Raw genomic sequence first — 18275 nt, 5'->3', positions numbered from 1 at the left:
TTTTCTAATTTTTAACTTTTCATTTAGTATAATTTATTAAATATAAAATTCATATATTAATAATATATAAATATATAAAAATGATAAAAGTTTGATATTTTTAATATATAGTATTAATTTATTCAATCGATATTAGGAGGAGAAGTATGAATCCAGATAGGAAAAAGCTTATGCAGATTTTACATAATCTTGAAAGGGATTATGAAGCTGGTTTGATTTCTGAAGAGAAGTACCTTTATTTGTCTGACCAGTATAGGCATAAGATTGAAACTATTGAAGTTAGTGATAGAATTCGTGCGATGCAAGGAAAAGAAGAAACTCCTTCCTCAATCAAGTCAAGATATGATGATTCTCAAAAGTACAGAGAAGAAAAGGAAAAACTAGTACGTAAGTATATTCATAATCCTGAGACTTATACAGTATCAAAGAAGGAAGAGGAGTCTTCAAGTACCAGTCCATGGTATATCGCATTGGCAGTTGTATTTTTGCTTGTAGCTTTTGGTGCTGGAATCACTTTTGGAATGTCCAGCATAGGTTTAGATGGTGATGTTGGCGATATGCTATCTGCAGGTGCAACTATTAATGACACTGCTTTTCCTGAAGTTAAGGTAAACAAGTCTCTCAGTTACAATTTTACAAAATCTTACTCAAATACCACTGAATATGGTTCTTCAGATGATGATTCAAGTTCATCTTCAAGCAGTTCCTCATCATCTAGTGACTCAAGTTCCAGTTCTTCTAGTTCTTCTAGTTCATCTGGTGGAGGTTCCTCTGGAGGCGGTTCTTCCGGTGGTTCTTCTAGTGGAGGATCTTCTGGTGGTAGTTCTGGAGGAGGTTCCTCTGGCGGTTCTTCTAGTGGAGGTTCCTCTGGTGGTGGCTCTTCTGGTGGTAGTTCTGGAGGAACTGAGGAGTAAATTTATTGATGGTGCTATTATTATTTTTTTGGAGATATAATATGAAAAAAATTATTGGTATCGGATTAATATTAATTTTATTGATTGTTGGTGTTTCATTTTTTATAAATAATCCTATCAAGAACAATAATGAAGTTGACCTTTCACAGCAATCAGTTGATTATTCTGAAAATGGAATATCCTTATCAATGCCTGGGGATTGGGTTTCTGCAAAGTCCAATTCTAATGAAACTGTTTTAGCAGTTGCAGACCCTGATTATAAGGATTCCGCAGGTTTTAATAGTGTTAATGTGAATATTGAAAAGAAATCAAATGCAAGATCATTACAATCTGAATTCACTTCCAATTACAATACATTGGCTCGTAATTCTGATTTTAACATTTTATATATGGGAAATGTTTCCTTTAATGGTGAAGCTGCTATGGAAGCAGATTACACTTCTCTAGCAAACAATCAAACAAAAGAGCATAAGGCTATTTGGATTCAAAAAGGGTCCGACATTTATGTTATCTTATGTTCTGCACCGGAGTCTGAATTCGATAATTTGGTAGGTACTTTTGATTTCATTATTAACAGTGTTCAATTATAATAGTGATTTAAATAATAATTCACTATTTTTATTTTTTTAGATAATTATTAATTAGAGTTTATTAATAAAGATTTTAAAAATTTATTTAGATTTTAGATTATTTATTATAAGATTTTAGATTATTTATTAAAAGATTTTAGATTATTTATTATAAGATTTTAAATTTATTGAAGTGATTTTATGGAAATTGTTTTATGTGTTACTGGCAGTATTGCAGCAACCGAAACCATTAAGTTAGCAAGGGAATTTAGAAGGCAAGGTCATTCTGTTAAGGCATTCATGACTAAAGAAGCCACTAAAATTATCCATCCTAATGCTTTAGAGTTTGCTACTGGTCAAGAAGTTGTTTTGGAATTGACTGGAAAGATAGAGCATGTGAAGTATTCTCAGCAAGATTTGATTTTAGTTGCTCCAGCTACTGCAAATACCATTTCCAAATTTGCATATAAGATTTCTGACAATCCTGTAAATACCCTTTTGATTACTGCTCAAGGGCATGACACTCCTATTGTCTTTGTGCCTTCCATGCATGATTCAATGTATGATGCAGTAAGTGAAAATGTGGAAAAGCTAAAGGAAGAAGGCATTAAGTTTGTCAATCCTCGCATTGATGAGGGAAAAGCCAAATTCCCCGCTATTGAAGACATTGTCCTTGAATCTGTTCGAGCTGTCAATTTGGATAGGGTAAATAAGGGCATTTCAAGTAGTGTAGTATCTAATATTGCAGGAAAAAACATATTGATCAGTTTAGGGGGAACCTTTGAGGAAATTGATCCTATAAGGGGAATTTCCAACAGGTCCTCTGGAAGAATGGGTTTGGAATTGGCTAAGGAAGCATTCATCAGAGGAGCTAATTTGACTATTTTGGCTGCACACCATGAAGTTTCAATTCCAAAGGTATTCAATGTCATTGATGCGGAATCAACCACTCTAATGAATGAGAAGATTGATAAATTGATACCTGATTTTGATATTTTCATAGCCACTGCAGCTGTTTCTGATTTCACTCCAATCAGTAAGGAAAATTCTAAAATCTCTTCATCCTATAATCTATCATTGGAATTTGAACCTGTTGCAAAAATCATTCAAAGAATCAAAAAGATCAATGAAGATATATTCTTGGTCGGATTCAAGGCGGAATACAACATTTCAGAAGAGAAAATGATTGAGTGTGCTAAGACTCAAATGCAAGAAGCAGGAACTGATTTGGTTGTGGCAAATGACGTTTCCCATGATGGTTGCGGATTTGGATCTGAAACCAATGAGGTAATTCTTGTAAGTGATGAAGTCAAGAAGGTTTCATTAAATTCCAAAAAAGAGATTTCAAAATCCATATTTGATGAGATTTCTAAAAAAATGAATTAATTTTCAAGCTTTTTTTTAAAAGTTTGATCCAATTTTTTCTTTTTTATTTTTTTAACTATTTTTCAATATTTTTAATTTTCCAATTTTATTTTTGTGCATAATATTTTCATTATTTTTTTAGTTCGTTATATAATTTTTTTCTTATATTTTTCCTTATTTTTCTATATAAATTTTAAATATTTTTTCTTTATATTTTTTAATGGTCATTTTTTGCCCTTATTTAGATAATAATTAAAAAAAGTATTACTTTTTTGTAAAAATTAATAGTTCTTTCTTATTTTTGAAAATAAAGAAAAATTAGAAATATTTTTTAAAAATTTGATAAAAATCTAGTAAAAAAGAGTTAAAAATAGTTTATTTTGCAAAAAAAGTTCAATCCTCTAAGTTATTTAATTATGGAGTGTTTTTTATGAGTGAATTAACCTAGAGGATATTTTTATGAACTCTTTTTTTATTGCATTAGCAAATATATATTTGTAATATTCTTATATAAAAAGCTTTCAGTAGTAATACTTTTTTGAGATTGTTCGTAGTTATACTAAATTCGTATTTTTACTTAAAATTACTAAAAATTATGTTAAATTATTCTTAGATTAATTTTTAAAATTGAATTAGTTTTATTTCTGATTTTCAGTAAATTTTAATCTATTTTTTTTAAAAAATCTAATGTAAATTTCTCTTTTGAAATTGAATTTTTTGATAAAAGTAATACTTATAAAATAAGAGTTTTTAGAGCTTTAAATCAATATATTTTTCTTTAAATTTCTTAAAATATCTTTATAAAAATTATATGTTTTATTTTTTCAATAATAAGGTATATTTTATGATGAAATGAACTATATGAAAAGCTAAATTTTTGGTTTATAGTTTAAATAACAAAATGGTGGTTTTGAATTAAAATAGCAGTTATGTATGGTTTTTGAAAAATGATTTTTATCAAAAATGAATATATGTTCTTTTAAAAAGATTTCTCAACAAGAAAAGCGATATGGTCCTTTTCAAAAGGTTCTAATTTAATCTTTTCCAAAATGGAATAACCATTCTCTTTTATTTTTTTAGCTTCATCCTTGAATATTTTTTTAGGCTTTTGAATAACATCAATACTTCTTGCTTTTATGGTAATGAGTCCTTGTCCTTCTTCCTTTAGGAATAAATTCATATTATCCATAAAGAGTTCGCTCTGTTTTTCCTGTGCAACATCACAGTAAACCAAGTCTACCTTTTCAACTTTGTTCATGTAATGTTTAGGTTTGGTAGCATCTTCAAGGAGTGGCATGATATTATTTCTCTTTTGAGATAATCTGACTAGCTTTTTCATGCTGACTGGTGAAAATTCTACAGCATAGATCAAACCATCATCGCAAATGTCAGAAATGTGTGAAACAGTTGTTCCTGTTGAAGCGCCTAAGTACAATACTTTAGAATCATTGTTCAAGTCAAGTCCTTCCAATCCATTCAATAATGCTGCAGCTAATTTGGATCTTCTTGGATTCCAGATTCTGTACTCTTCCTCTCCCTCTTGGATAAGTCTTTCATCATAAACTTTTATTCCTGGACTTAAGTTTCTGGTAGCTATTTCACCATCTTTGTAAAATATGTTCATTTTTTCACATCTTTAGTATAATTAAATCTCATTAGAAAATATACAGGTTCTATTAAGTGTAGCTATTTTCTTCGTTTCTTTTTATTCTTCTTGTTTTTCTTGCTTCCTTTGTATTTCTTGCTTTTTCCTTTTCCCTTATCCTTTTCGGCCTTTCTTTCCTTTGCTCTTTTTTGGCTTGTCTTTTTAGGGAATGGATTTTCCTTTTCTATTTGTTCAACTTTTTTGAGGTAATCCTCTGCAATGCTTGGATCATACTCACCAGAGAACACATCCTTTCTTACAGCGAGTGTAATCTTCAATGCTAAGTTTCTAGCTATTTTTCCTCTATTCCACCATTTGGCACCACGAACACTTGGGTGTTGGAATATCAATCCATGCTTTGGAGGACGCTCTCCAGTTTTCAAATGTCTGAAAATTGCCTTTTCAGCACCCATTATCTGAATAACACTTGCAGGATAAGTTGCTAATCTTTTTATGCTTCCAATGTGTGCGATTAATTTGGCACCTAATGTGGATCCCAATAAGTCTCTTAAGTTAGGAGCAATTGCTTCCATTTTAGAATCGATATAAGTTTCAAGTTCATTTCTTGAGTTTTGAAGTGAATAGATGGATTCTGCAAAACTCTTCAACATCAATAAGTCATCCTCTTCAATATCAGCACCAGTGCTTTCTTCAATTTCTTCACTGAAATGCTCATTGAAGTTTTCCAAAATGTCTTCTCTATTTTCACTTTCAGCTATTAGCTTTATGTAGGTTTCATTATTGCTTATTGTGTCCATTTCTGGGAAATAGATTGTGTACCAGTCACGAATACGTTCAACTAATTTACTGATTGATTCATCAATGTCATCTACAGAGTTTATTGCCTGAATCAAGAGCTTGTCCTCTTCCTGTGAAGATTTCTTGATTTTGTATATTGCCAGTTTTTCATAGATTTGAATGATTTCCTCCTGACTTTTTGAAAATCCGATTTCTTCAAAGACATTATCTATATTGCTTCTTAAGTGTTCTCCACCTCTATTTGGAGTTTTCACTTCAATATTTCCATAATTTTCAAGTTCCTTGTATTGGGATTTCCTTTTTGTGGTTTCAATGATAATCTTATCTTCTTCGATTGACTCCAGCTTTATTCCATTTATAAGTTCAATCTCTTCATCTAAAATCTCATTTTCCTCTATCTTTATGAGATTTGAAACCACTTCATTTTCTGTAAAAAGTTTATAATCAACTATTTGAAGATCCTCATCAAATGCAATAAATCCTGCAATACATTGTGTTATATAAAATTCCATAATCTTATTTTAATTTTTTTATCTAATATATTTTACATTATTTCAGATAATTTTTGCAAGTTTTTGATAAATTTTAATAAAATTTCGTTAATTTTCCGCTCGAAAACTAAATAATTATATATCATATAGTTTCCATATATTAAAATAGTATAAAATTATATTATATTATTTAAATATTATTTAGGAAAATTATTATGCTTATCAAAGTTCATGTTTTTATTGGAGGTTATTCATGTTAAAAACTAAATTATGCGGTGTCAGATTAAAGAATCCATTGATGCTTGCTGCAGGTGTATTGGGAAGCCATGCATCTTCCCTTAATTGGATTTTAAAATCTGGTGCTGGTGCAGTTGTATCCAAATCATTTTCAAAGGAACCTAATGATGGTTATAAAAATCCAACTACAGTTGCTGTAGAAGGAGGAATCATTAATGCTATTGGGCTTTCAAGTCCAGGAGTTGAAGCTTTCATAGATGAATTGGAAAAGGTTGACCGCATAAAGGGTAAATCAATCGCTTCAATTTATGGTGCAACTCCAGATGAGTTTGCATATGTTGCAGGAAAGGTAGAGGATTTAGTGGACATGATTGAATTGAACGTGTCCTGTCCTCATGCAATGGAAGGTTATGGAGCTTCCATCGGTCAAAATCCTGAATTAACTAAGAATGTCGTAAAAGCAGTCAGCGATGCTGTTGATGTGCCTATTCTTGCAAAATTAACTCCAAATGTAACTGACATTTCAGAAATTGCAGTTGCAGCAGAAGAAGCTGGAGCAGATGGATTGACATTGATCAATTCCTTAGGGCCTGGAATGAAAATTGATATTGTAACTGGAAATCCAATACTCGCAAACAAGTTCGGTGGAATGAGCGGACCTGCAATTAAGCCAATAGCTGTCCGTTGCGTTTATGATGCATTTGCTGCAACAGATATTCCAATTGTTGGTGTTGGAGGAATACGCAATTATGCTGATGTAATAGAGTTCCTCTATGCTGGTGCAAGTGCTGTCCAAATTGGAACTTCAATAATGTATGAAGGTCCTGAAATATTCGGAAGGATTACAAGCGATTTGGAAGAGTTTATAGAGGAAAGTGAATTTGATTCAATTGATGATATGGTGGGCTTTGCTCATAAGGAGCCATAGTTTTAGTAGGTGATAGAATGAATGTACCTCAAGTTATAGAGATAAAGAAGATTATAGAAGAGACTCCTACAATCAAGACCTTTATTTTTGATTGGACTATGGTTGGTGAAAATATTCCTTCTCCAGGACAGTTTGTCATGGTGTGGAATTTCAAGGATGAAAAGCCAATGTCCATTTCCTACATTGATGTAGGTAAGGGCGAACTTGGAATAACAGTTAAGAAGGTTGGAGAGTTTACCGAAGACTTGCATACATTAAAGGAAGGTGACAAGTTAGGTCTTAGAGGACCATATGGAAATGGCTTTGACACTGATTTGAAAGGCATGAGAGTTTTAGCTATTGGAGGAGGAGTAGGAATGGCTCCTATAGCGTCATTTACTGAAGCTGCATTGAAAAATAAGGCTCAAGTGGACGTTGTTTGTGCTGCACAAACCAAGGATGAACTCTTGTTCAATGATAGATTAAAGGAAAGAGGTGCAAAGGTCTACACTTGCACTGATGATGGATCTTGCGGTTTTAAAGGATTTGCAACTCATAGGGTTTTGCAATTGATTGAACTCAAGGAATATGATTGGGCTGTTGTATGCGGTCCTGAAGTTATGATGAGACCATTGTACGGCAGTTTGGAAGCTCATATGATTGAAGGGGAATACTCTATGGAACGTTATATGAAATGTGCTATAGGGGTTTGCGGTCAATGCTGTGTAGATAATACAGGTTGGAGAATATGCGCTGAAGGGCCTGTTTTCTCATCTGACCAGGTTTCTGAAATCGTTGAGTTCGGTAAATTCCATAGAACTGCATCTGGAATGAAAGAGTATTTCTAAATCAATTTCAATATTATTTAATTTAAAAAAATATTACAATAATTTATTTAATGATAACATGTTTAATCTTAGTGAAAGCAAATATGGCCTGCATATAGTGATTATAATAATTTTCTTATTATTGTCATTATTTACAGTCATGCCGGTATTGAATATGATTTTGCTTGGAGCAATGATTGCTTATGGTATAACACCAGTTGCCAATAGGATTCAATCAAAAATCAAGATCACTTCAATTTCAATATTCATGGCTATAATAGTGGTAATCATTCCATTGATACTATTGTTCATATACGTATTTTGGGAAACAGCAGTTTTTGCGGATATGTTTTTCGCTTCCCATAATCTTTCTGTAAGTTCAGGAATTGATTTGAATTTGGCTGTTAACACATTTGTCCAAGCATTGCCTGTGGAACTTCAAGGATTTATTAAACCTTACTTAGGGCTATTGAATAGCGGAGTGCATGAAGCCTTAACTTACATATTCAATTATGCCATAAGGTTCATAAGGCATTTTTCAGATGTGCTGGTTCAATTGTTTGTCCTGATCTGTTCCATTTATTATTTCACTCGTGATGGAGATAAGGTTATGGAATATATTTTCGTATTCATTCCAAAAGAGCATAGGGCTTTCTTTGAAAGAACCTTGGATGATGTTGCAAATGTTCTAAAATCCATCTTCTATGGCCATTTCCTGACAGCTATTGTTATCGGTGTTTTGGGTGGTGTAGGCTATTATTTATTAGGATATAAGTTTGCATTGTTTTTAGGAATCGTTACAGGTATAGCACAGCTGGTTCCTATCTTCGGTCCATGGATAGTTTATTGGGCATTGGCACTCTATGCATTCTTTGTTGCTGGAGACATAGTTCAAGGAATCCTTACAATATTGTGGGGATTCGTATTAAGCTTGAGTGATATGTACATTCGTCCAATGCTTGCAAGCAATTATGCTGACATGCCTTCCTTAATCCTTTTGGTTGGATTTATGGCGGGACCTTATGTATTTGGAATTGTTGGTTTCATATTGGGTCCTTTGATTTTGGGAATTGCATATGCGGTTATCAAGTCCCTTAAGGAAGAGTTGGAAAAGGATAAATTAGAAAGTGAAGAACTGGAAAAGAATGAATCTGATGATTATTAAATCTTATAAGACTTTGGCATGAATCTGATGATTATTAAATCTTATAAGACTTAGGCATGAATCTAATGATGATTAATTATTATAAAAAAATTTGGTTGATAGGATGGTAAAAAGAAACATAGTTCTTTTGGATATTGATTACATTACATATGAGGAAAAACCTGTCATACGTTTGTTTGGTAAGGTGAAGGGAGAGAATTCTCATGATTTAATAGCTTTAGATGACTCTTTCGTTCCTTATCTCTATGTTTTGCCTTCTGGAAATATCGATAAGTGTGTCAGTGATTTGAAGGAACTTAAAGAGGAAGAGGAAATTGACTTTACAGTGATTGAAAAGGTCACAAAAAAGGATTTTCAAGTTCCTACCGAATTCATTAAATTAAGTTTCAACCATCCTCAGGACGTTCCCAAATACAGAGACAAGATATGGGATTTAAGTTCTGTAAAGCAGCTTAGGGAACATGATATTCCATTTTATAGAAGATATTTGATTGACAATGCTTTGGTTCCAATGGGTGAGTTGGAATTGGAAGGGGAAATTATAGATTCCTTTGAAACCATTGAAAGCGATAACGATTCTCTTGAAATACTTAAATTAAGCAAAGCTCCTGTAACCGGAAACACTGATTTTCAGGACTTCAGGATGATGAGCTTTGACTTGGAGGTTCGAAACCCTCATGGGATGCCAAATCCTGATGAGGATGAAATAATCATGATTGGAATTGACAGCAATGTTGGTGTGAGAAAGGTAATTTCAACCAAGGGCTATGAGTTTGAAAATGATTATGAAATGGCATTTATTGAAACTGTGGATTCTGAAAAAGAGATGATAGAATCATTTGTAAGGACAGTCAAGGAAAACAATATTGACATAATCATAGGATATAACTCCGATGTCTTTGACTTCCCTTATCTTAAGGATAGGGCAAAGCTGTGGGGAGTTGACCTGGACCTTGGTATGGATGGATCAGACATCAAATTCATGCGCAGAGGATATAACAATGCTGCAACATTCAAGGGTCTTTTGCATGTTGATTTGTACCTTGTCATGAGAAGATACATGTCTCTTGACAGATACACTTTGGAACGTGTTTACTTTGAATTCTTTGGAGAGGAAAAGATTGATGTTCCCGGTGAAAGAATCTATGAATTCTGGGACAATGGAGGCAAGGAGCTGAAGAATCTCTTCAACTATTCCCTTGATGATGTGGTGTCCACCTTGAAGATAGCTATGGAAACATTGCCATTGAATCTGGAATTGACCCGTATAGTCTGCCAGCCTTTTGTTGATGTAACCCGTATGACCACTGGAACTCAAGCGGAATGGTATTTGGTTAGAAAGGCATATGAAGTGGATGAAGTTGTTCCAAACAAGCCTAACATGACAATGAAAAACATCAAGGAAAGGGGAAGCAACTCCGGAGGTTATGTAAAGGAGCCTGAAATCGGTTTGCATGAAAATTTGGTTCAGTTCGACTTCAAAAGTCTGTATCCTACCTTAATCATTTCAAAGAACATTTCTCCAGATGTTTTGGTTAAGGACAATGTGTCCTATAATGCAAAATTTGAAGATTTTGAAACTGGCTATGATGATATAGACAATCAGACTGAAGAGGAATTGGCAAACAGCATTGATAATGATGAGGAGTACTACATTTCACCTGAGCATTATTTCAAATTCAAGAAAGAGCCTCAAGGATTTATTCCTTCAGCATTGGAAGACATTTTAAATGAAAGGTTTGCAGTTAAAAGAAGAATGAAGGCAACTGAAGACCCGGTCCTCAGAAAGAGTTTGGATGTTCAGCAACAGGCATTGAAGCGTTTGGCAAATACAATGTATGGGGTTTATGGATTCCTGAGATTTAGATGGTATTCATTTGAATGTGCTCAAGCCATTACCGCATGGGGCCGTCAGCACATTAAGAAAGCTATGAAGGAAGCGGAAACCTATGGTTTTAAAGCCATTTATGCAGATACTGATGGTTTCTATGCAAAGTATGTGCCTGAAATGAAAAAGGAATAGAAAATTTATTTAAAATATTTATTAATATTAAAAATCACATTTATTGAATAATTAATGATAATAATTTAAAGGAAGTATGATTATGGAAGAGAAAATTGCTTTGGCAGCATGCAGTGGAATGAGTCCGAATGGTCTAGTTGCAAGAGTTGCAGTTCATGACTTAGCTATTGATGATGTGGAAATCTTATCAATTTGTATGGGTTCAACTTCTGCAAATGTCACTGGCTTTAAAAGAATGCTTGATAAATATCCTATTTTAGCTATTAATGGCTGTGAAGGAAATTGTGTTGGTAAAATACTGGAGCAAAAGGGAATTGAAATTGTCGATGAGCTTAATGTTGGAGACATTTTAGCTGAAACCGAACATAAGGCAAATGATGCTGCAAGATTGGATGATGAAGGGGAAATCTGTGTTTCAATAGTGAAGGAAGTTATTGAAAACAAGATCAAGGAACTTGAATTGGATTAATTTTTATAATTTTATTTATTTGATTTTAGTTAATTTTATTAATTTAATTTTAGATAATTTTCTTATTCATTTCCCAATATTTCTTTAAGGTGATTTTATGGTAAAGCCAGTCAAGATTCATGATAATAATTTATGGGATAAATTTGTCAGTGATAGTGAGCAATATTTTGCAGTCTTAAGTCCCGGAACCAAAATTGCATTTTTTGTTGGTGAGACTGACAAGAATTTCTTGCTCATTGAAAGAACGGAAGGGGCTATTGATTCCAAGTTCAATGTAAACAGTTCACTAAACATGATGGAAACAGATCTATTCTTTACAGTAGCTGAAGATGATGCATCCGAACTTTTGGATGATGCAAGCAAACTTTCAACTTTCATTAAGGAAGGCAAGTTAGGAATCTTTTGTTTGGTTGATGATGTGGTCATGGCAGAAAAGGGTCTTGACACATTATTGAATGATTTAGGATTTGCACCATCTTGTGCAATTTAATTTTTTTTAATTTTTTATTTTAAAATTTATTTTCTATTTTTTCAAAATTTTTTTTTAAATTTTTTTCACTATTTTGAAATTTCGGTTATCTATTTTTTCAAAAGATCATTTTTTCATTTTTTACTATTTTGCCATTTCTCATTTGTGTGATGTAGATTACTAATTATCAAAATTTATGATATTATTCATACTTTCAGTATTCTTAAGATATGATTAATTATTTTAATACTTCTTAATCTAAACTATATTTTAATAAACTTTTATTATTAAAATTTTTATAGAACTTTGAAAGTTAAAATTTTAGTATTTTTTTCATAAAAATTATTATAAAAAATAGTAATTCATTATAAAAAATTTAAATTTTTAATTTTTTAAAAAAAGCAATAAATTTAAAAATTTATCAAATTTGTAAAATCAATAAAATTAATATTGTTTAAAAAATAAGATAATAAAAATATAAAAAGTAAAAAAGAAAAAAAGTTAGATTTATTCAGTTAAGTAACTGTCTAAATCTATATTTTCAGCATCACAAATGGTTTTTAATGTTTCATAGAGTTTTTCATCTATTTCTAAACCATTCTTCTCATTTTCAGCAATTCTTTTTACTTCGAGATCTCCTGGGATGAAAGTGTTTCCGGATTCTCTGATTTCTGTGACGAATTCTTCAACTTGCTCTTTGAATGCGTCAATTGAAACGAATTTTTCAGGATTGATTGCTACAAACAAGTCACCTTTGTTACAGTCTTCCTTATAGTCTCCTGCAGTACCGGTAACTTTAGTACCGAATGCTGCATTTACTAAAGGTCCTGTCATGATTTCAATCATAAAGCTTAATGCGTATCCTTTAACTCCACCGAATGGAAGGATAGAACCTTCTAATGCAGCTTCAGGGTCAGTTGTTGGATTTCCATCCTTATCGATTGCAGTGTTTGGAGGGATTTCCTCACCTTTTCTTTTAGCTTCCAAGATTTTTCCTCTTGCGCTTACAGCAGTTGCCATATCAACAGCAATATAAGTTTCAGAAGGGATACCAATAGCTATTGGGTTAGTTCCAAGAATAGCTTTTTTACCACCTAAAGGAGCCACTCCAGGTTCAGTGTTACAAATTACAATACCAATCATGTCATTTCTAATAGCGAGGTCAGAGTAATAACCGGTTATTCCAAAGTGGTTTGAATTGAAAGTACCTACTGCAGCAATACCAGTTTCCTTTGCCTTATTGATTGCCATCATCATTGCTTCATGTGCAATGTATTGTCCAAATAAGCTTTTTCCATCAATGAGTGCAATGGAATCCTCATCCTTGACAATTTCATAATCTCCTTTGGTTTCAATGAAACCGTTATTGATTCCTCTAATGTATTGTGGGAATCTTCCAAGTCCATGTGAAGTGAAACCTTTTAAATCAGAGTCTAAAGTTGCTTCAGTAATGATTTTAGCATGGTCTTCTTGAACTCCAATGTTGATTAAGATTTCATTTACAAGTTTTCTTTCATTTTCAACACTAATTCTCATATTTTCCCTCCTTAATGATTGGCATTTGTTGAAATATCTTTGTAATATTGATTTTTATGTTTTTTATTATTTTTTTTTTAAAATTATTATTGGAATTTTATGTATGTATTTTATTCTATTTTCTTATCTTTCATTGAAATTAATATTCAATTACAGTTCCTTCAAATGTTTTTACAGTGATCTTTTCTTCAGCAGTCACTGTTCCTACAATTTGAGCTTCAATGTTTTCATTCAATGCTTCAACAACAGCATCCGCTTCCTCTGGGCTTGCAATTACACAGAATCCTACACCCATATTGAAAACCTTGTACATTTCTTCTAAAGTAACACCTTGTTGGTAGATTAATTTAAAGATGTCTTGTGGCTCTGGATAATCTGTAATGTCAAAACCGATTCCTTTTTTAAGTCTTGAAAGGTTGTTTACTCCACCACCAGTCATATGAGCAAGACCTTTGATGTTGAAGTCATGTTTTAAAAGATCGACAATTGCTTTAACATACAATTGGGTAGGTTTCAACATTTCTTCTCCAATGGTAGTTTCACCGTTAGGCATTTTATCGTTAACGTCGAAGCCGCCTTCTTCAAAGATAGCTCTTCTTGCCAAGCTTAAACCGTTACTGTGAATACCGCTGCTTCTAAGGCCAATTAGGATATCTCCTTCTTGGATATCTGCACCTGTGATGATTTTATCCTTGTCTACAAAACCGATACCTGTTCCTGCTAAGTCAAAGTCCTTAACAATACCTGGAAGTGAAGCGGTTTCTCCACCAATAATTGCAATTTGGGATTCTTTTGCCCCTTGGACAAGACCGTCTGCAATTTCTTCAGCTACTTTTGGGTCTGGTTCTTCAACTGCCAAGTAGTCAACTAATGCAATAGGCTCTGCACCTACACAAAGGATATCGTTAACTACCATTGCAATCATGTCAATTCCAACAGTATCATATTTTTCCATCATTTTAGCAACTAATATTTTACTTCCTACACCATCAGTACTCATAGCAATAGCCTTATCGCCAAGTTCAACCAATGCTGCAAAGTGTCCGCTATCAGTAATAATATTTCTATATTCCAATGTTGGTTGTAATTTTGAAGCTAATTTTGAAACGGTTAAAGCTTCAAGGTCAATGTCAACACCAGATTCTGAATAAGTAACCATAAAATTCACCTAATAATAATTTCTAAATTTTTTATTTTTCAAAGTTTTATTTAAATAGGCTATTATTAACAATTAAATAATAGCTAACATTATAATATTTGTTTTAGCTATTATTTATATTATATTAATTATTTTAGAATAATTAATGATAAAATAGAATTAAAAATTAAAAAAAATAAATTTAAGTTTTAAAATAAAATATTTAAAAATATTTATAAATATTTCAAAAAATTAAAAAAATATTTTAAAAAAAATAAATATTTTAAAAATATTTAAAATTATTGAAGTCTGGTTGCTTCAAGGATAAGTGGAGTTTTGGTCTCTACCTTATAGCTTCTGTGAATGCTTGAAGCGAGATCTACAGTTTTATATGGGTCTCCGTGACAAGTGATGATCTTATCAGGTCTTGGATGCAATCTTTTTGCAAATTCCATCAATTGTCTTCTGTTGGAGTGACCACTGAATCCTTCAATGGTTTTAACATCCATTTTAACATTGTAGATTCTTTTCTTGCCTGTTTCATCTTCCAATGGTATTTCCTTGTGTCCTTTTTGGATTTTTCTACCAAGGGATCCTTCAGATTGGTAACCTACGAAAACAATGGAATTATTCTTGTCTTCACATAACCATTTGAAGTACTCTACAGAGTTTCCACCAGTCATCATACCAGATGTTGAAAGGATAATTGAAGGTTCTCCTTCTACAATCTGTTTTCTTTCAGCATTGTTTTGAACTTTATTGAATGATTCTGAAATGAATGGGTTTCTTCCCATGTGGAAGATTTGGTCTCTTAAGTCTTTGCTTAGGTACTCAGGTCTTGCAGTGTGCACTGCAGTAGCTTCCCAAATCATACCGTCAAGATGTATTGGCACTTCTTCAATCATTCCATGACGCATGTACTCTTCAAGTACAATCATCAATTCTTGTGCTCTTCCTACTGCAAATACTGGAACCAATACTTTTCCGCCACGTTTCAAGGTTTTGTAGATTGTTTTCATCAATTCTTTTTCTGCATTGTTTCTTGATGGGGTAACGTCTTCATGTCCACCATAGGTACTTTCCATAATGCAGCTTTCAACTCTAGGGAATCTTGTGGTTGCAGGTTCCAATAGTCTGCTTCTTTCGTATTTGAAGTCTCCAGTGTAGAGCAAGTTATGTGCACCGTCACCAATGTGGAAGTGGCACATAGCAGAACCTAAAATGTGGCCTGCATTATGCAATGTCAATTTGATGTCTGGAGAGATGTCAGTTACCACTCCATAGTCAAGAGTGATTGTGTGCTTGATCATTTTTTGCACGTGCTTTACATTGAAAGGAAGTGGGTTGTTTTCCCTATGTGCAATGTCAATGTAATCCAATTGCAATAAGGTCATCAAGTCTCTTGTTGCAGAGGTACAGTATACAGGACCTTCGTATCCGTAGTGGTAAAGGTAAGGAATGAATCCACAGTGGTCCAAGTGAGCGTGAGATACTACAACTGCATCAAGGTCTTGAATTGAAAACTCAGGAACTCCAAGCATTGGGAATGAGGTTTTTTCATCTTGTCCTGCTACATTTACTCCACAATCAAGCAATACTCTACTGTTTGGAGTTTGAAGTAACATACAGGAACGTCCTACCTCTTTAAATCCTCCCATAGCAGTTAATCTTGTCCATTCATTAGGATATTTTCCTCCTTGGTGGATTCTTGCACCTAAAGTCTGCAAAATTTTCTTTCTTTCCTTACTGTTATGCATCAAGGTATTTCTGATTCTATCGATAATTTCAGATCTAATTGGAGGACTTCTTAAAATCTTTGGAGCCCATCCGGTTTTTCTAACGATTTCCCTTGAGGTCACTCCATATTTTCCAATTACAAGTCCAGGTTTGGTAGCTTCTATAACCACTTCATTTGTAACTTCATCAAAGGTGATGTTACTGATTTCCGCATCTTCTGGAACGATCTCTTCAACTTTTTGAATAGTTTCTTCGTATGGTAATAAAACTGATTTGTCTGATCTGATTATGATTCTTTTTCTAAGTTCCTTTGCCAAGTTTCTGATTAAGTCCCCATTGTCTGCTACAATGTCTGGGTTTTTTGTATATATAACAACCTCAGGACCTTCAAATTCAATATTAGCTAATTGAACTTCATCAGGTAGTTTTTTTGTAATTTTTTCTTTGATTTCTTCTAAAACGTTTGAAGCCATATTATCACTTCGAAAAATAGATGTATAAAATTAGCATATGGTATAAAATCAATATTTTTGTATTTTCAATTCTTTTCTTAATTTCTTTTAATTCATTTATAGAAAAATGTTTTTTATAAAAATATTCGTTAAGTAAATTTTGGTTAATTTTTAAATAAGCCGTTTAATTAATAATTAATCTTAATTAATCTCAATAAATCTTATTAATCTTAATTCATGTGAATAATTAATTTAATTAACTAATGATTAAATCCTAATATTATCTAAAATTTATCTAAGTTTCTAAATTCAAGGTTTAAAATTAAATTAAAAATTAAGAATATTGATTTAAATCTACGACATCAATATTCTTATTGATTAAATAAACAGCTTCTGTGTCATAAAAAAGATGTTTACTTAATTTATTGCATATACTATCTATACTGTAATATGTAAAATTAGTTGTAAAATAAAGTTAAAAAATAAATAATTCGTATATATTTTTTAGCTATTAATTTTTTCAATAATAGATTCAACTTCTTCTTTTTCTAACATTTTGTATCCGTCTTTAGTAACTTCAGCTACTAAGAAGCCATTTCCAGAGTAAGTGTCTCTTTCTGTAGCAGCTTTGATAGCTCTTAAAGCTAATTCTTTAGCTTCTTCTACAGTGATGTCTTCATGGAATCTGTCTTCAAGAACACCATATGCAAATGTAGAACCGGAACCGGTAGAAATGAAAGTATCTTTAATCATACCTCCTGCTGCATCTAAAGAATAGATTGATGCACCAGTGTCATCTACTCCTCCGATAAGAGTTTGTACATATGCTGGTGAGGAGTGTAATATGTTAGAACTTACAGCTGCAGCAGCTTCTAAGCTAATGTCTTTGCCATTTCTTAATCTGTATAATGCAGTTTCAGCGCTAATGATTTTCATTAAGCTTTGTGCATCTGCAACAGATCCTGCAATGGTTGCTGCAATGTGATTATCAATTTTGAATATTTTTTCAGCTACTTTGTGAGCAACAAGGTTTCCCATACTTGCTCTTCTTTCGCTTGCAAATACAACACCATCTTTACAGGTAATACCAACAGTAGTGGTACCTTCAAATGTGTTTTTATCAGCCATATTAATACACCTCGTATAATATTGTAAAATTAAATGTATATATGTTAATCTTAAATAATAAAAAATAATCTAAAAATACAAATGATATTTAATGATTGAAATTATTATTAAAATTAGAAATTGTCAGGATTGATAAGTTTATAAGATTGATAAAATTAAGTTAAACTCATTATAATAAACTCTTTTTCCTAACCTATTCTTATTATGTTATACATTATATATAATAGTTTCGTTATTTTAGACAATTTTTAAATAATTTTTTATCTTTTGATTATTTTTCCATGATTTTTAATAATTTTTTTATTTATTAAATTTGTTCATATTCTTATTCAAGACTAAAATGCTCTTAATTTTTAATTTTACTCATTTTTTTCTAATATTTATTTAAACTACCTAATGCTAATCAATATTTTAATTTATAAACTAATATTGATTTTAATAACT

15 protein-coding genes are annotated in these 18275 nt (G+C 32.1%); 9 read left to right on the top strand and 6 right to left on the bottom strand.

Annotated features, from left to right (window positions below):
* Window positions 1–146: 146 nt before the first annotated feature.
* From IJI80_RS04560 to coaBC, 3 genes are all read left to right on the top strand, one after another.
* The gene (locus IJI80_RS04560) at window positions 147–914 is read left to right on the top strand and encodes a hypothetical protein (RefSeq protein WP_292788038.1); all 768 of its coding nucleotides are present in this window, start codon (window positions 147–149) and stop codon (window positions 912–914) included.
* Between the two features lie 41 nt (window positions 915–955).
* The gene (locus tag IJI80_RS04555) at window positions 956–1504 is read left to right on the top strand and encodes a PsbP-related protein (protein WP_292788037.1); all 549 of its coding nucleotides are present in this window, start codon (window positions 956–958) and stop codon (window positions 1502–1504) included.
* A 180-nt stretch (window positions 1505–1684) separates the two neighbouring features.
* A complete protein-coding gene (gene coaBC / locus IJI80_RS04550) occupies window positions 1685–2869 on the top strand; it encodes a bifunctional phosphopantothenoylcysteine decarboxylase/phosphopantothenate--cysteine ligase CoaBC (RefSeq protein WP_292788035.1) in 1185 nt (394 codons plus the stop codon).
* Between the two features lie 958 nt (window positions 2870–3827).
* On the opposite strand, the gene IJI80_RS04545 is transcribed toward coaBC, so the two are convergent.
* Together IJI80_RS04545 and IJI80_RS04540 are read right to left on the bottom strand one after the other, a co-directional pair.
* The gene (locus IJI80_RS04545; RefSeq protein WP_292788033.1) at window positions 3828–4472 is read right to left on the bottom strand and encodes a fibrillarin-like rRNA/tRNA 2'-O-methyltransferase; all 645 of its coding nucleotides are present in this window, start codon (window positions 4470–4472) and stop codon (window positions 3828–3830) included.
* 62 nt (window positions 4473–4534) lie between these two features.
* Window positions 4535–5764 (bottom strand): ATP-binding protein, encoded by a 1230-nt coding sequence (locus tag IJI80_RS04540; protein WP_292788031.1) that lies wholly within the window; start codon window positions 5762–5764, stop codon window positions 4535–4537.
* A 232-nt stretch (window positions 5765–5996) separates the two neighbouring features.
* On the opposite strand from IJI80_RS04540, the gene IJI80_RS04535 reads away from it, so the two are divergent.
* The 6 genes from IJI80_RS04535 to IJI80_RS04510 all read left to right on the top strand — a co-directional run bounded on the left by IJI80_RS04535 (window position 5997) and on the right by IJI80_RS04510 (window position 11861).
* Entirely contained in the window at window positions 5997–6908 is a 912-nt protein-coding gene (locus IJI80_RS04535) for a dihydroorotate dehydrogenase (protein ID WP_292788029.1), read from the top strand.
* Window positions 6909–6925: 17 nt separating this feature from the next.
* Complete coding sequence (locus IJI80_RS04530) at window positions 6926–7735, top strand: dihydroorotate dehydrogenase electron transfer subunit (RefSeq protein WP_292788027.1); 810 nt, start codon at window positions 6926–6928, stop codon at window positions 7733–7735.
* A gap of 58 nt (window positions 7736–7793) precedes the next feature.
* Window positions 7794–8879 carry an AI-2E family transporter gene (locus IJI80_RS04525; RefSeq protein ID WP_292788025.1) on the top strand — a complete coding sequence of 362 codons (1086 nt, stop codon included), beginning with the start codon at window positions 7794–7796 and terminating at the stop codon, window positions 8877–8879.
* Between the two features lie 103 nt (window positions 8880–8982).
* Complete coding sequence (locus IJI80_RS04520; protein ID WP_292788023.1) at window positions 8983–10902, top strand: DNA-directed DNA polymerase; 1920 nt, start codon at window positions 8983–8985, stop codon at window positions 10900–10902.
* Window positions 10903–10984: 82 nt separating this feature from the next.
* Window positions 10985–11371: a putative zinc-binding protein gene (locus IJI80_RS04515; protein WP_292788020.1), complete on the top strand. Its 387-nt coding sequence runs from the start codon at window positions 10985–10987 to the stop codon at window positions 11369–11371.
* 97 nt (window positions 11372–11468) lie between these two features.
* Window positions 11469–11861 (top strand): hypothetical protein, encoded by a 393-nt coding sequence (locus tag IJI80_RS04510; RefSeq protein ID WP_292788018.1) that lies wholly within the window; start codon window positions 11469–11471, stop codon window positions 11859–11861.
* A gap of 486 nt (window positions 11862–12347) precedes the next feature.
* Here the strand turns inward: IJI80_RS04510 and comC are convergent, their stop codons facing one another.
* From comC to psmB, 4 genes are all read right to left on the bottom strand, one after another.
* On the bottom strand, window positions 12348–13376 hold the full coding sequence (gene comC / locus IJI80_RS04505) for an L-sulfolactate dehydrogenase (protein ID WP_292788017.1): 1029 nt from the start codon (window positions 13374–13376) through the stop codon (window positions 12348–12350).
* A 139-nt stretch (window positions 13377–13515) separates the two neighbouring features.
* Window positions 13516–14535, bottom strand: a complete 1020-nt coding sequence (purM, locus tag IJI80_RS04500) for a phosphoribosylformylglycinamidine cyclo-ligase (protein ID WP_292788015.1) — start codon at window positions 14533–14535, stop codon at window positions 13516–13518.
* A 278-nt stretch (window positions 14536–14813) separates the two neighbouring features.
* Window positions 14814–16724, bottom strand: coding sequence for a beta-CASP ribonuclease aCPSF1 (locus tag IJI80_RS04495; protein ID WP_292788013.1), 1911 nt, complete (start codon window positions 16722–16724; stop codon window positions 14814–14816).
* 483 nt (window positions 16725–17207) lie between these two features.
* Window positions 17208–17831: an archaeal proteasome endopeptidase complex subunit beta gene (gene psmB / locus IJI80_RS04490; RefSeq protein WP_292788011.1), complete on the bottom strand. Its 624-nt coding sequence runs from the start codon at window positions 17829–17831 to the stop codon at window positions 17208–17210.
* Window positions 17832–18275: the final 444 nt, after the last annotated feature.

Source organism: Methanobrevibacter sp., from assembly GCF_017432245.1.
Lineage (GTDB): Archaea > Methanobacteriota > Methanobacteria > Methanobacteriales > Methanobacteriaceae > Methanobrevibacter.
The sequence above is the reverse complement of the archived record's forward strand: the minus strand, read 5'-3'. Positions and strand labels throughout refer to the sequence as shown.

Excerpts from the sequence above, each read along its gene's own strand:
- IJI80_RS04560 (WP_292788038.1), top strand. The coding sequence starts at position 147 with ATGAATCCAGATAGGAAAAAGCTTATGCAGATTTTACATAATCTTGAA.
- IJI80_RS04555 (WP_292788037.1), top strand. The coding sequence starts at position 956 with ATGAAAAAAATTATTGGTATCGGATTAATATTAATTTTATTGATTGTT.
- coaBC (WP_292788035.1), top strand. The coding sequence starts at position 1,685 with ATGGAAATTGTTTTATGTGTTACTGGCAGTATTGCAGCAACCGAAACC.
- IJI80_RS04545 (WP_292788033.1), bottom strand. The coding sequence starts at position 4,472 with ATGAACATATTTTACAAAGATGGTGAAATAGCTACCAGAAACTTAAGT.
- IJI80_RS04540 (WP_292788031.1), bottom strand. The coding sequence starts at position 5,764 with ATGGAATTTTATATAACACAATGTATTGCAGGATTTATTGCATTTGAT.
- IJI80_RS04535 (WP_292788029.1), top strand. The coding sequence starts at position 5,997 with ATGTTAAAAACTAAATTATGCGGTGTCAGATTAAAGAATCCATTGATG.
- IJI80_RS04530 (WP_292788027.1), top strand. The coding sequence starts at position 6,926 with ATGAATGTACCTCAAGTTATAGAGATAAAGAAGATTATAGAAGAGACT.
- IJI80_RS04525 (WP_292788025.1), top strand. The coding sequence starts at position 7,794 with ATGTTTAATCTTAGTGAAAGCAAATATGGCCTGCATATAGTGATTATA.
- IJI80_RS04520 (WP_292788023.1), top strand. The coding sequence starts at position 8,983 with ATGGTAAAAAGAAACATAGTTCTTTTGGATATTGATTACATTACATAT.
- IJI80_RS04515 (WP_292788020.1), top strand. The coding sequence starts at position 10,985 with ATGGAAGAGAAAATTGCTTTGGCAGCATGCAGTGGAATGAGTCCGAAT.
- IJI80_RS04510 (WP_292788018.1), top strand. The coding sequence starts at position 11,469 with ATGGTAAAGCCAGTCAAGATTCATGATAATAATTTATGGGATAAATTT.
- comC (WP_292788017.1), bottom strand. The coding sequence starts at position 13,376 with ATGAGAATTAGTGTTGAAAATGAAAGAAAACTTGTAAATGAAATCTTA.
- purM (WP_292788015.1), bottom strand. The coding sequence starts at position 14,535 with ATGGTTACTTATTCAGAATCTGGTGTTGACATTGACCTTGAAGCTTTA.
- IJI80_RS04495 (WP_292788013.1), bottom strand. The coding sequence starts at position 16,724 with ATGGCTTCAAACGTTTTAGAAGAAATCAAAGAAAAAATTACAAAAAAA.
- psmB (WP_292788011.1), bottom strand. The coding sequence starts at position 17,831 with ATGGCTGATAAAAACACATTTGAAGGTACCACTACTGTTGGTATTACC.